Here is a 12,294-nt window from a genome sequence, read left to right on the forward strand (position 1 = left end):
CGGGGAACTGGTCGCCATTGATGGCGACCTGGTCTTATTTATTGGGTTGATTTCACCGGGTAATCCGGCTTCTTATCGTTACCGGCGATATACGGGCTCCACGGCTGGGCGCGTACCGGTTTATCGGTCTGCCACACCACGTTGAACTGACCGTTCTCTTCCACTTCACCAATCATCACCGGCTTATGCAGATGGTGGTTGGTTTTGTCCATGGTCAGGGTGAAACCGTCTGGTGCTTTGAAGGTTTGTCCGGCCATCGCCGCACGGACTTTGTCCACGTCGGTGGTGCCTGCTTTTTCTACCGCCTGCGCCCACATATGGATGCCGACATAGGTGGCTTCCATCGGGTCGTTGGTGACCACGGTGTTGGCATTCGGCAGGTTATGCGCTTTGGCATAGGCACGGTAATCGGCGACAAACTTCTTGTTGGTTGGATTATCAACGGACTCAAAGTAGTTCCACGCCGCTAACTGCCCCACCAGCGGTTTGGTGTCGATACCGCGCAGTTCTTCCTCGCCTACCGAGAAGGCAATCACCGGAATATCGGTGGCTTTGATGCCCTGGTTCGCCAGTTCTTTGTAGAACGGCACGTTGGAATCACCGTTAATGGTGGAGATCACCGCAGTTTTACCGCCAGCGGAGAATTTCTTGATGTTGGAAACGATGGTCTGGTAATCGCTGTAACCAAACGGCGTATAAACTTCCTGGATATCTTTATCCTGGACGCCTTTTGAGTGCAGGAAGGCGCGCAGGATTTTGTTGGTGGTGCGCGGATAAACGTAGTCGGTGCCCAGCAGGAAGAAGTGTTTAGCGCTGCCGCCATCTTCGCTCATCAGGTATTCCACCGCCGGAATTGCCTGCTGGTTCGGTGCAGCACCGGTATAGAACACGTTCGGTGACATCTCTTCACCTTCATATTGCACCGGATAGAACAGCAGGCCGTTCAGCTCCTCAAACACCGGCAGCACCGATTTACGCGATACGGAGGTCCAGCAGCCAAACACCACTGCCACTTTGTCCTGGGTCAGCAGCTGGCGGGCTTTCTCGGCAAACAGCGGCCAGTTGGATGCCGGGTCAACCACCACCGGTTCCAGCTTTTTGCCCAGCACGCCGCCTTTGGCGTTAATTTCATCAATGGTCATCAGCGCAACATCTTTCAGCGGTGTCTCCGAAATGGCCATAGTGCCGGAGAGCGAATGCATAATCCCCACTTTGATGGTATCGGCAGCCTGAGCACCAAAGGCAAAGCCCATGCTGACGACGGTAGCGGAGAGAGCGAAAGCCTTAAGCAACGAACGTCTTTTCATCGTTTAAACCCCTAAATGTGTAATGTGTTTTTATTCAATGGGTTGAAGCCTGGCCTGCTGTAACATATGTAAAGTGATTTTCCTGACCTCGGCCTTGCTGACGGCGATATGGTCGGTCAGAATGCGCTGTGCCTCCTCGGTGTGTTGCTGAAAAATCGCCCGTAAGATCTGAGCGTGTTCGCGGTACGTGGCATCGACCCGGTCATCTCGCGTGAAGTCGAGACGGCGGATGATGCGAATTTTTTCGGTCAGTTCGGCGTGCACCCGCGCCATCTCGCGGTTGCCGGTGGCACTGACCAGCGCCATATGAAACGCTTCGTCATGCAGCGACACCGCTTTGCCATCCTCCAGTCGTGCATTGTCGATCCAGAAGATTTTCAGTTCGGTCAGGGTTTCCGCGCACTGCAACGGGGGCAGGGCGCAGAGACGGCGCACCGCTTCCCGTTCCAGCACGGTGCGGAAGTCGTACAGTTCTTCGAAGTATTCGAAGTTGAACGGTTTGATCTGCCAGCCGCTGCGGAACCACACCTCGACATAACCCTCACGCTCCAGCCAGAACAACGCCTGACGTACCGGCGTGCGGCTGACCTCCATCCGTTCAGCGATTTCGCTCTCGCTGAAGCGGTCACCGGGCATCAGGCGAAACTCGAAAATATCGTTCTTCAGCGCCTGGTAGACCTTCTCTGCCAGCGCTTCCGGACGGCCTTTGCTGCGTTGCGGGTGAGTACTCATGGCCATTCCTTATTCCAGCCACAGCAGGGTGTCGCCCGGGCTTACCGGACGGCCCGCCTGGCAGGCGATACGTTTAACGCGACCCGCCTGTGGGGCAGTGATCGCCAGTTCCATCTTCATCGCTTCCACGATGATCAGCGTCTGACCGGCTTCGACCTCGTCACCCGGTTGCACCAGCACTTTCCAGATGTTGCCGTTCATATCGGCACACACCGCCAGTGCGCTGTCATCCTGTTCGTCGCTCACTACCAGTGTCTCTTCACTGGTCAGCGGTGCGTTCTGTTCTTCCTGCGCCCACAGCGTTACTTCCTGTTCAAATGCGGCAGCCTGACGGGTGCGGAAGTCTTCGATAGATGCGGCATGTTCGGTGAGGAATTGTCGATGCGCGGCGAAGTCAAACACCGTGTCCTCGATGCGGATACGCGCCCGGCCTTCACGGAAGTCGTCACGCAGTTGAGTCAGCTCTTCTTCGCTCACCGGGTAGAAACGCACCTGGTCGAAGAAATGCAACAGCCAGGGTTCGTCGGCGGCGAACTGATCGTTTTTCAGGAATTTGTTCCAGATAGGCAGTGTGCGGCCGACCAGCTGGTAGCCACCTGGAGAGTCCATGCCGTAGATACACATGTACATGCCGCCGATACCCACCGTGCCTTCGGCGGTAAAGGTACGCGCCGGGCTGTATTTCGAGCTGAGCAGACGATGGCGCGGATCGACAGGCACCGCGCAGGGTGCGCCGAGATACACATCGCCGAGGCCGAGAATCAGGTAGCTGGCATCGAAAATGGTGTCGCGCACCGCTTCGCGACTCTCCAGGCCATTAATACGCTGGATAAAATCCACGTTGTTCGGCAACCAGGGTGCCGTGGCGCGCACCGTTTCTTTATAGCGTTCCACCGCACCGAGTGTGGCGCTGTCTTCAAACGCCATCGGCATCCAGACGATACGCGACGGCACTTTCAACTGGCTGACATCACCCAGCCCGGCTTCCAGTTCCAGCAGCAACGCCATCAGGCGCGGCTGGCTGAGGATCAGGCTGTCGTAGCGAATTTGCAGTGAACGTACGCCGGGGGATAATTCTTCCACGCCGGGCACCGCACGTTCGCGCAGGGCATTCATCAGCAGATGTACGCGCAGACGCAGCGCCAGATCCAGCACGTTGTCGCCGTATTCAATCAGCACATATTTATCCCCGGCCTGACGATAGGCCACCGCCGGGGTGGTCGTGGTGGCGGGCAGGGCGGCCAGCAGGGTAGCGGAACCGAGGTCGCTATCGGCCAGCGACGGCACCTCGAAAGCGGGCGCATGGGTCGGGCGCAACGTTGCGACGCTGTGTGCCTGGGCTTTTTCCCGCGCCACCGCTTCTTCAGCGCTGATCGGATGGAAACGGATGCTATCGCCCGGTTTGACCTGGCCGACTTTCCACAACTCCGCTTTGGCGATAGTGACCGGGCAGACGAAGCCACCGAGGCTTGGGCCGTCATGGGTCAGAATCACCGGGAAGTCGCCGGTGAAGTTAACGGCACCGATAGCGTATTCGCAATCGTGCACGTTGGAGGGATGCAGCCCGGCCTCGCCGCCGTTGGCGCGCGTCCAGCTTGGTTTCGGTCCCACCAGGCGCACGCCCAGACGGTTGGAGTTGTAGTGAACCTGCCAGTCGCTGGCAAAGAACTCGTCAATGGCGGCCTGAGTGAAGAAATCAGGCGCGCCATGCGGTCCGTACAGCACGCCGATGCGCCATTCGCTGCCGTAGTGCGGCACCAGCGCAGGATCCAGCGGCTGCGGTTCGCTGACCGGGGCGGGCGTGGTGCAGGCGGCCAGCTGCGGCTGGGAGATCGGCAGCATATCGGCGACGCGCAGGGTGCGTCCGGCATGACCACCAAACTGGCCGAGGGAGAAGGTGGCGCGGCTGCCCAGATATTCCGGTACATCAAAACCGTTGCGTACCGCCAGATAGGTGCGGCAACCGCTGTGCGCACGGCCCAGCGTCAGGGTCTGTCCGGCACGGACGTTGACCGGCTGCCAGTAGCTGATCGCTTCACCATCGAGATCTGCCGGGCAATCCGCACCGGTCAGGGCAATCACTGCATCGCTGTGAAAACGCAGCGTCGGGCCCTGCAAGGTAAATTCCAGCCCGGCAGCGGCTTCATGATTGCCGACAATACGGTTGGCGAGACGGAAGGCGAAATCATCCATCGGGCCAGACGGTGGTACGCCGATGTCCCAGTAGCCGAGGCGGCCCGGGAAATCCTGGATGGTACTGAAGGTGCCGGGTTGCAGCACTTCAATCACGCTGGCTGACGGGGTGAAGCTATCAAGGAAACGCGTCCAGACGGTGCCGCTGCGGAAAGCCTCGGTAGCGACGATTTGGCGCAGATAATCGAGGTTGCTGGCAATGCCGTGCAGCTGGGTCGCGCCCAGTGCCTGCTGCATTTTAGCCAGCGCCGCGTCACGGGTTGCCGCATGGACGATCAGTTTGGCAACCATCGGATCATAATATGCCGAGACCTCGGTGCCAGTATCGATCCAGCCATCAACACGCACATCATCCGGGAAACTGACGCCGGTCAGCACGCCAGGGCTGGGCTGGAAGTTTTTCAATGGGTCTTCCGCATACAAACGCACTTCAATCGACGCGCCCTGTGGTGCCTGCTGCATCCGCGCCCAGTCGAGGCTGTCGCCCGCTGCCACTTTCAGCATGCATTCCACCAGGTCGAGGCCGGTGACGCACTCGGTCACCGGATGCTCCACCTGTAAACGGGTGTTCACTTCGAGGAAATAAAACGCGTCCTGTTCGGCGTCGTAGATATATTCCACGGTACCGGCGCTGCGGTAGCTCACCAGTTCGCCAAGGCGTACCGCTGAAGCCAGCAACGCTTCGCGCGTCGCCTGCGGCAGATTGGGGGCCGGGGTTTCCTCCACCACTTTCTGATTGCGACGTTGCAGCGAGCAGTCGCGCTCGCCAAGGGCGATGACCTTGCCGCTGCCGTCACCAAAGATCTGTACTTCGACATGACGGGCGCGATCGATGCAGCGCTCAAGAAACACACCGGCATCGCTAAAGAATTGTTCGCCGAGACGGCGCACGCTCTCCCACGCGTTGCGCAGGGCATCGGCATCGGCGCAGCGCGTCAGGCCGATGCCGCCGCCACCGGCGGTGCTTTTCAGCATCACCGGATAACCGATGTCATCGGCGGCGCTCAGCGCCTCGTCCAGCGAGCTCAGCAGCGGGGTGCCCGGCGTCATGGGTACACCGGCGCTGGCCGCCAGTTCACGCGCCCGGTGTTTCAGGCCGAATTCGCCGATTTGCCGGGCGGTGGGGCCGACAAACGCGATGCCCGCTTCTTCACAGGCGGCAGCAAACGGCAGGCTTTCCGACAGGAAACCGTAGCCCGGCCAGATGGCTTCAGCACCGGTTTCTTTTGCCGCAGCGAGGATTTTGTCGATCTTCAGGTAGCTGTCGCTGGCTTTATCGCCGCCCAGCGCAATGGCAACATCGGCTTCTTTCACGTGACGCGCGTTGCGGTCGGCGTCGGAATAAACCGCCACGCTTTTCACGCCAAGGCGCTTCAGGGTACGGATGGCACGACAGGCGATTTCGCCACGGTTAGCAATCAGAACGGTGCTGAACATGATTATTTACTCCCCTGAGTCGCCAGCCAGTTGCGCCAGCCGCCAAATTCGGTGATCTCCAGTGCCTGTTTCAGCACCGCCGGTTCACAAATAAAACCTTTCACGACGCGGCCATCGGCCAATGTCAGTGAGCCAATGCCCAGCGGCGGCGGGATTTCCGCCACGAATTCGCCAAAGCGCGCCAGCGGGATGTCCCACAGTTCAACGGTGATCGCCGCGCCCTGCTCATCGCGCAGCAGGCCGGGTTTTTTGATTGGCCCATCAAGCAGGGCAAACAGCCGGTAATTGCTGGCGGTGGTGGTTTCTTCCACCAGAACTGCCTGGCGGGAGGTGAGCTGGAAATTCAGCGGCATACCGGTGAGGTGAGCGCCCACCACCGCCACACGTACATGGTCGGCTGAAGGAGGCAAGGTGGCGTGCTGCGTCGGTTGCGCCTTGCCGGTGGCACCAAGCGGCAAGGCCAGCTGTTGTTGCCAGCGCAGGCCAAACTCCACCAGCGCACGATCGTGCCAGGCGGGCGCGATCAGGGTGATGCCCGCAGGCAGGCCATCGGCACGGAACGGCGCAGGCAGCGCCAGCGCGCTGAGATCGGCCAGGTTGGTGAAATTGGTGTAAGTGCCGAACTGCGAGTTGTAGTGCACCGGCTCCTGTTGCATCTCTTCCAGCGTGTGGATAGTTGGCGAAGTGGGCACCACCACGGCATCAAACTGTGCCAGGGTCTGCTGAATCTGACGCGTCAGTTCGGCGCGCAGGTATTCGGCCTGATAAGCCTCCACTGCGCTGTACTTCAGACCGCTGCTGACGATGCCGTACACCACCGGATCCATCTCTTCCGGGCGGTTGATCATCTCGCCCACCGCCACGGTGCGCTCGGCAACCCACGGGCCGTAGTACAGCTGCTCTGCCAGCTGATGGAATGGGGTAAAGTCGATCGGATGCAGCGTGGCACCGCTGGCCAGCAGGCGCTCCAGCGCACTATCCCAGGCGGCTTCGGCTTGTTTGTCATCAAAGAATTCCGGGTTGGCCGGGATGGCAAAGTCCGGGTGTGCCTTGATGCTGGCGGGCGCGGTATGCGGGTTGCTGCGTGAGTAGGCATCGTCCGCGTCATAGCCACCGGCGGCGCTGGCGACGGCGAAGGCATCTTCCACCGTCAGTGCAAACACGGAAACGGTGTCATTCAGGCGACAGGCAGGCAGTAAGCCACTGGCGGAGAACCAGCCTTTGGTGGGTTTCAGGCCGACAATATTGTTAAACCCGGCCGGTACGCGGCCAGAACCGGCGGTATCGGTGCCGAGGGAGAAGCCGACCAGACCGCGTGCCAGTACCGAGGCGGAGCCTGAGCTGGAGCCGCCGCTGACGTAGTCTGGGTTAAAAGTATTGCTGACCGCACCAAACGGCGAGCGGGTGCCGACCAGGCCGGTAGCGTATTGGTCAAGATTAGTTTTACCGATCAGCACCGCACCCGCGGCTTTCAGTTGTGCCACGACGAAGGCATCGGCAGTGGCGGTGTAGGTCAGCGCCGGACAGGCCGCCGTGGTCGGCCAGCCCGCGACATCGATATTGTCTTTAACCGCAAAGGGGACGCCGAACAGCGGCAGCGCAGCCGGGTCGCGACGGTAGCTGGCGAGCAGTGGCTCAATTTGCGCCTGCAATTGTGCCGGGGTAGCGAGGTAAAGCCAGGCGTTGTCCTGAGGATCAATGGCGTTGAGGTGTGCAGTCAGCAGGGCAGTAATCTGCTGCGGTTCCTGTTGGTAGCGCTGTTGCCAATCCTGAATTGTGAGACCAAAAGTCGATGCCATGGGTGAATTCCAACTGGTATACAAGATGGAATTCAACAGAGCAAAGGGCGTGCCATTTTTGTAACAGAATGATTAGGCGCAATTAATGCTTTTACGATAAGTTTTTGTGATGAATAAATGCACAATAGCAGCGCGTCGCGTGGTCGATGACGGTGCGTGAGCGTAAATTTTGTGAAGAACATGGCAAGAGGCCGTGGGCCTGGTTAGCATGAATGAAGTCCGGCATGAGCTGGATCGCAGCACAAAGAGGAGATCGTAGTGGAGAAGTGGCGTAACTGGATGATAGGGATCTGTCTGGTCAGTGCGGCCAGCAGCGTATGGGCCGATTCGCTTGATCAACAACGACAGCGCTATGCCCAGATAAAACAAGCCTGGGATAGCAACCAGATGGATACCGTGGCGCAGCTGATGCCAACGCTACAGGATTACCCGCTTTATCCTTATCTGCAATATCGGATGCTGGCGCAGGATCTCGATCAGGAAACACCGCTGGCGGTGAAAAATTTTATTCAGCAATATCCCACGTTGCCGCCTGCGCGATCGCTGGCGACGCGTTTCGTCAACGTGCTGGCACACCGTCAGGATTGGCAGGAGTTGCTGAGTTTCAGCCCGGAAGAACCCAAGCCGGTGCAGGCGCGCTGTAACTGGTACTACGCCAAATGGGCGACCGGCCAGCAGCAGGCGGCGTTTGACGGGGCGAAATCCATCTGGCTGCGCGGCACCGCGCTGCCCAATGATTGCGACCAACTGTTCTCGGTGTGGCAATCCAGTGGACAACTGTCGCCGATCACCATCCTCGAACGCATTCGTCTGGCGATGAAAGAAGGCAACGATAGCCTGGTGAATTACCTGGCGAAGATGCTGCCTGCGGATTACCAGACCACGGCGAACGCGGTGATGACGTTACAGCAGAACCCGCTCACCATCACCAGCTTTGCCAGCAGCGTCGGACCGACTGATTTTACCCGTCAGGCCACCACTTACGCCTTTGCCCGCGTGGCGCGCCAGGATGTGGAGAATGCCAGGTTGATGATTCCGATTCTGGTGCAATCACAGAAGATGGGGCCGGAAGAAGACCAGGCGCTGAAAGAGATCGTGGCCTGGCGACTGATGGATAATGATGTTACCTCGGATCAGGCGCGCTGGCGCGATAACGTGGTGATGAACAGTGAATCCACCACCTTGATTGAGCGTCGCGTACGGCTGGCGCTGGCGAATAATGATCGTCGCGGGCTGAACACCTGGATTGCCCGTTTGCCGGTGGAAGCCAAAGAGAAGGATGAGTGGCAATACTGGCAGGCCGATCTGCTGATTTCCCAGAGTCGTAAAGAAGAAGCCGACGAGATTCTGCGTAAGCTGATGCAGGGACGTGGTTTCTACCCGATGGTGGCGGCACAGCGGCTGGGAGTGGATTATCCGTTGCAGGTCGATAAGGCACCGGCACCGGACAATAACCTGGTGCAGGGTGCAGAACTCGCCAGGGTGCGTGAGCTGATGTACTGGGGGCTGGATAACCTGGCGCGCAGCGAGTGGGCCAATCTGATTGCCAGCAAAACCCGCGATCAGCAGCAGATGCTGGCGCGTTACGCCAACGAGCAGGATTGGTGGGACCTTAGCGTGCAGGCGACCATCACCGCCAAAATGTGGGACAGCCTGAAAGAGCGTTTCCCGCTGGCGTGGCAGAACCTGTATCAGCAGTACACCAGCGGCAAAGGCATTCCGCAGAGCTATGCGATGGCGATTTCGCGCCAGGAAAGCGCGTGGAACCCGAAAGCGCGTTCGCCGGTGGGGGCGAGCGGCCTGATGCAAATCATGCCTGCCACCGCGACCCATACCGTGAAGATGTATAGCATCCCTGGTTATGTGAACAGCAGCCAGCTGCTTGATCCCCAAACCAATATTCAGATCGGTACGCAGTACCTGGAATATGTTTATCAGCAGTTTGATCAGAACCGTATCTTCGCCTCGGCGGCCTATAACGCCGGACCCGGGCGAGTGCGCAGCTGGCTGAATAACAGCGGCGGACGTCTCGATGCTGTCGCCTTTATCGAGACCATTCCGTTCTCGGAAACCCGTGGCTACGTGAAGAACGTGCTGGCCTATGATGCCTACTATCGTTACTTCATGGGCAAGCCAGATAAGATTCTGGCTGATGGCGAGTGGAATCGCCGCTACTGACTGTGCTATGCTTCCGTACTCGTTAATGAGTACGGAAGCCCTTCATGAGCCAACCCCTTTCTTCCCAGCCGGAATCGGCACAGCCTGTTGAAGATAACTGGCTGCGTTTTGTCGAACTGATGCAAAACGCCTACGCCGATGGCGTGGCACTGCCGTTGCTGCATCTGATGATGACCCCGGATGAGCGGGAATCTTACGGTACGCGTCTGCGGATTATTGAAGAGTTGATGAACGGTGACATGAGCCAGCGCGAACTGAAAAACGAGCTGGGCGTCGGTATCGCCACTATCACCCGTGGCTCCAACAGCCTGAAAGAAGCGCCGCCGGAGCTGAAGCGCTGGCTGGAAGCGCGTCTGGGACGCGCCTGATTACTGCTGATACAGCGGGTGGGTGAAGGGGCAGAGCGCCAGAATCAACGCCTGATGATACACGCTGGAGCGGGTCAGCAGGCCGTGCGTAAAGGCACCAATCGCACCACCTTTGTGTTTGATATTCTCCACACCGGTTAAGCGCGCCATTTCATCACCCAGCTCGTTACCTGCGGCCAGGCCGCGCATCACTACCGGTGGCAGAGTAAAGCTGGCAGAACGCGATTCACCGCGCTGCTGTGCATTCTCCACCACCATCCAGGCGAAGGCGCTATCGCCCTCAATGCCAGCTTCTATCGCCACCCAAAAATTGGCATCGGCTTTTTTTGCACGCGCATTGATGACGCGCTGACGTGCGCCAGTTCGCGTTTCTACATCACTCAGCGGCTGGGCAGCAACGCCACTCTCGACCTCGACCCCTTCAATATGGCAGGATCCTTCGCCTAAAACGTCGTTGAACGCCTGTGCAATCGCGCGGATTTTTGCCGGGTTGATGGTGGCTGCGACAACATGGTACATAATTGTTTGAACCCTCAAGGCAAATTTGTCGCAGTATAACGGAAATTAAGCATGCTACAGGTCTATCTTGTTCGTCACGGTGAAACGGTATGGAATGCGGCCCGACGCATTCAGGGGCAGTCCGACAGTCCGCTGACGGAAACAGGTGAACAGCAGGCCCATCAGGTGGGCGAGCGCGTTAAATCGCTGGGCATTACCCACGTGATTGCCAGCGATTTAGGACGTACCCGGCGCACCGCAGAAATTATCGCGGATGCCTGCGGTTGCACCGTCACTGTCGATGCGCGTCTGCGCGAACTGAATATGGGTGTGTTAGAGAAGCGCCCCCTCGACGGCCTGACGCCGGAAGAGGAAAGCTGGCGTAAAACGCTGGTGGATGGCACCGAAGGTGGCCGTATCCCGGGCGGAGAGTCGATGGCGGAAATGGCGACGCGTATGCACGCAGCGCTGAATGCCTGTCTTGACTTACCGGCGGGTAGCCGTCCGCTGATTGTCAGCCACGGTATGGCGCTGGGTGTGCTGGTGAGCACCATTCTTGGCTTACCGGCCCATGCGGAGCGTCGTCTGCGTCTGCGTAACTGCTCAATCTCTCGCGTTGATCATCAGCACAGCGCCTGGCTGGCAGCGGGTTGGGTGGTGGAAACGGCGGGCGATGTGTCGCATCTCGATGCACCCGCGCTGGATGAACTCCAACGCTAATATTCGTAGCGGCGCGATTTATCGCGCAATTCTGTGCGCGATGCCAGAAAAACCCGCGCGATAAATCGCGCCGCTACGCAGAATGTGCGTGATGTCAGTTGCGATTAGCTATTCTGCGCCGGGCGAATCGGAATCAGGTATTCGCAGCGGATTTCCGTTGGCGGCTCGCTACGCTTTTTACCACCGTGAGTAAAGAAGCGCTCGATATCCTGCCCCTGACGACGCACCAGACCCAGCGTTGGCATACAGGTGCCGTACAGCAGCAGAATAAACTCCTGCAACGCAGTGCGCGGCCCGGTGTAGGTGAACTGCACATAATCACCCGCTTCCAGAATCACACTCTGGTTGGACTGCATGCTTTTCCCTAACTGATCGGCCGTCACCGCGGTGGTGTAGAGAATTTCCTGCTCATCATCTTTCTCGTGGCTGGCACGTACCTGATGCAGGCCGTATAGCACCGGCGGCACGGTGTCGGTTTCCAACAGGAACTGCTTCCAGAAATGCACGCGCATTTCGTCACGATAGCTGGAGATCTGTTCCAGCGTGCAGCTGTAAATCTGCGTCTGACCCACCAGCACCGTTTCCGGCAGGGTGACATACTGCGGCTCAGGCAGGTGATTATCGTCCAGACGGATCGGGGGACGGATACCGAAGGAGTTCCAGTCTGACGAACGACGATACCAGGCGGGCGTTTGGTTAAACTGCTTTTTGAACGCACGGGTAAAGGTCTGCTGGGAATCGAAACGGTATTGCAGGGCGATGTCGAGGATCGGGCGGCTGGTCAGGCGTAATGCGACCGCTGCCTTCGACAGCCGGCGTGCGCGGATATACGCGCCGATCGCGTGGCCTGTCACGTCCTTAAACATGCGCTGCAGGTGCCATTTGGAATAACCCGCTTTCAGGGCGACATTATCCAGTGAAAGGGGTTGATCCAGATGGCTCTCCAGCCAGACAAGCAAATCGCGAATGATACCGGCTTGGTCCATAAAACATCCTCATAATTCTCTGGTGGCGCAACTTATGAAGTCGTCGAATAATAGCACGAAATGCAAAAAGGCGAGA

The 12,294-nt window shown here is 58.6% G+C and carries 9 protein-coding genes; 3 read left to right on the forward strand and 6 right to left on the reverse strand.

The window, feature by feature from the left end; genetic code table 11:
* Positions 1–38: 38 nt before the first annotated feature.
* The 4 genes from urtA to atzF are packed head-to-tail and all read right to left on the reverse strand — an operon-like array spanning position 39 to position 7,468.
* Positions 39–1,307 carry an urea ABC transporter substrate-binding protein gene (urtA, locus tag AC6I8X_RS03370; RefSeq protein WP_497840568.1) on the reverse strand — a complete coding sequence of 423 codons (1,269 nt, stop codon included), beginning with the start codon at positions 1,305–1,307 and terminating at the stop codon, positions 39–41.
* Between the two features lie 30 nt (positions 1,308–1,337).
* The gene (locus tag AC6I8X_RS03375) at positions 1,338–2,039 is read right to left on the reverse strand and encodes a GntR family transcriptional regulator (protein ID WP_313683810.1); all 702 of its coding nucleotides are present in this window, start codon (positions 2,037–2,039) and stop codon (positions 1,338–1,340) included.
* A gap of 9 nt (positions 2,040–2,048) precedes the next feature.
* Positions 2,049–5,669 (reverse strand): urea carboxylase, encoded by a 3,621-nt coding sequence (uca, locus tag AC6I8X_RS03380; protein WP_497840569.1) that lies wholly within the window; start codon positions 5,667–5,669, stop codon positions 2,049–2,051.
* Between the two features lie 2 nt (positions 5,670–5,671).
* Positions 5,672–7,468 carry an allophanate hydrolase gene (gene atzF / locus AC6I8X_RS03385; RefSeq protein ID WP_497840570.1) on the reverse strand — a complete coding sequence of 599 codons (1,797 nt, stop codon included), beginning with the start codon at positions 7,466–7,468 and terminating at the stop codon, positions 5,672–5,674.
* 258 nt (positions 7,469–7,726) lie between these two features.
* Here atzF and sltY point away from each other — a divergent pair, with 258 nt between their 5' ends.
* Complete coding sequence (sltY, locus tag AC6I8X_RS03390) at positions 7,727–9,646, forward strand: murein transglycosylase (protein WP_313683813.1); 1,920 nt, start codon at positions 7,727–7,729, stop codon at positions 9,644–9,646.
* A gap of 44 nt (positions 9,647–9,690) precedes the next feature.
* Positions 9,691–10,014, forward strand: a complete 324-nt coding sequence (trpR, locus tag AC6I8X_RS03395) for a trp operon repressor (protein ID WP_313683814.1) — start codon at positions 9,691–9,693, stop codon at positions 10,012–10,014.
* Here trpR and yjjX read toward each other — a convergent pair whose 3' ends face one another.
* Positions 10,015–10,533 carry an inosine/xanthosine triphosphatase gene (gene yjjX / locus AC6I8X_RS03400; protein ID WP_497840571.1) on the reverse strand — a complete coding sequence of 173 codons (519 nt, stop codon included), beginning with the start codon at positions 10,531–10,533 and terminating at the stop codon, positions 10,015–10,017.
* A gap of 51 nt (positions 10,534–10,584) precedes the next feature.
* On the opposite strand from yjjX, the gene gpmB reads away from it, so the two are divergent.
* The gene (gpmB, locus tag AC6I8X_RS03405) at positions 10,585–11,232 is read left to right on the forward strand and encodes a 2,3-diphosphoglycerate-dependent phosphoglycerate mutase GpmB (protein ID WP_313683816.1); all 648 of its coding nucleotides are present in this window, start codon (positions 10,585–10,587) and stop codon (positions 11,230–11,232) included.
* A 104-nt stretch (positions 11,233–11,336) separates the two neighbouring features.
* Here gpmB and robA read toward each other — a convergent pair whose 3' ends face one another.
* On the reverse strand, positions 11,337–12,218 hold the full coding sequence (gene robA / locus AC6I8X_RS03410; RefSeq protein WP_313683817.1) for an MDR efflux pump AcrAB transcriptional activator RobA: 882 nt from the start codon (positions 12,216–12,218) through the stop codon (positions 11,337–11,339).
* Positions 12,219–12,294: the final 76 nt, after the last annotated feature.

The sequence above is a fragment of the Pantoea sp. X-Soil-TKNS-1280 genome, assembly GCF_059730475.1.

Excerpts from the sequence above, each read along its gene's own strand:
- urtA (WP_497840568.1), bottom strand. The coding sequence starts at position 1,307 with ATGAAAAGACGTTCGTTGCTTAAGGCTTTCGCTCTCTCCGCTACCGTC.
- AC6I8X_RS03375 (WP_313683810.1), bottom strand. The coding sequence starts at position 2,039 with ATGAGTACTCACCCGCAACGCAGCAAAGGCCGTCCGGAAGCGCTGGCA.
- uca (WP_497840569.1), bottom strand. The coding sequence starts at position 5,669 with ATGTTCAGCACCGTTCTGATTGCTAACCGTGGCGAAATCGCCTGTCGT.
- atzF (WP_497840570.1), bottom strand. The coding sequence starts at position 7,468 with ATGGCATCGACTTTTGGTCTCACAATTCAGGATTGGCAACAGCGCTAC.
- trpR (WP_313683814.1), top strand. The coding sequence starts at position 9,691 with ATGAGCCAACCCCTTTCTTCCCAGCCGGAATCGGCACAGCCTGTTGAA.
- yjjX (WP_497840571.1), bottom strand. The coding sequence starts at position 10,533 with ATGTACCATGTTGTCGCAGCCACCATCAACCCGGCAAAAATCCGCGCG.
- gpmB (WP_313683816.1), top strand. The coding sequence starts at position 10,585 with ATGCTACAGGTCTATCTTGTTCGTCACGGTGAAACGGTATGGAATGCG.
- robA (WP_313683817.1), bottom strand. The coding sequence starts at position 12,218 with ATGGACCAAGCCGGTATCATTCGCGATTTGCTTGTCTGGCTGGAGAGC.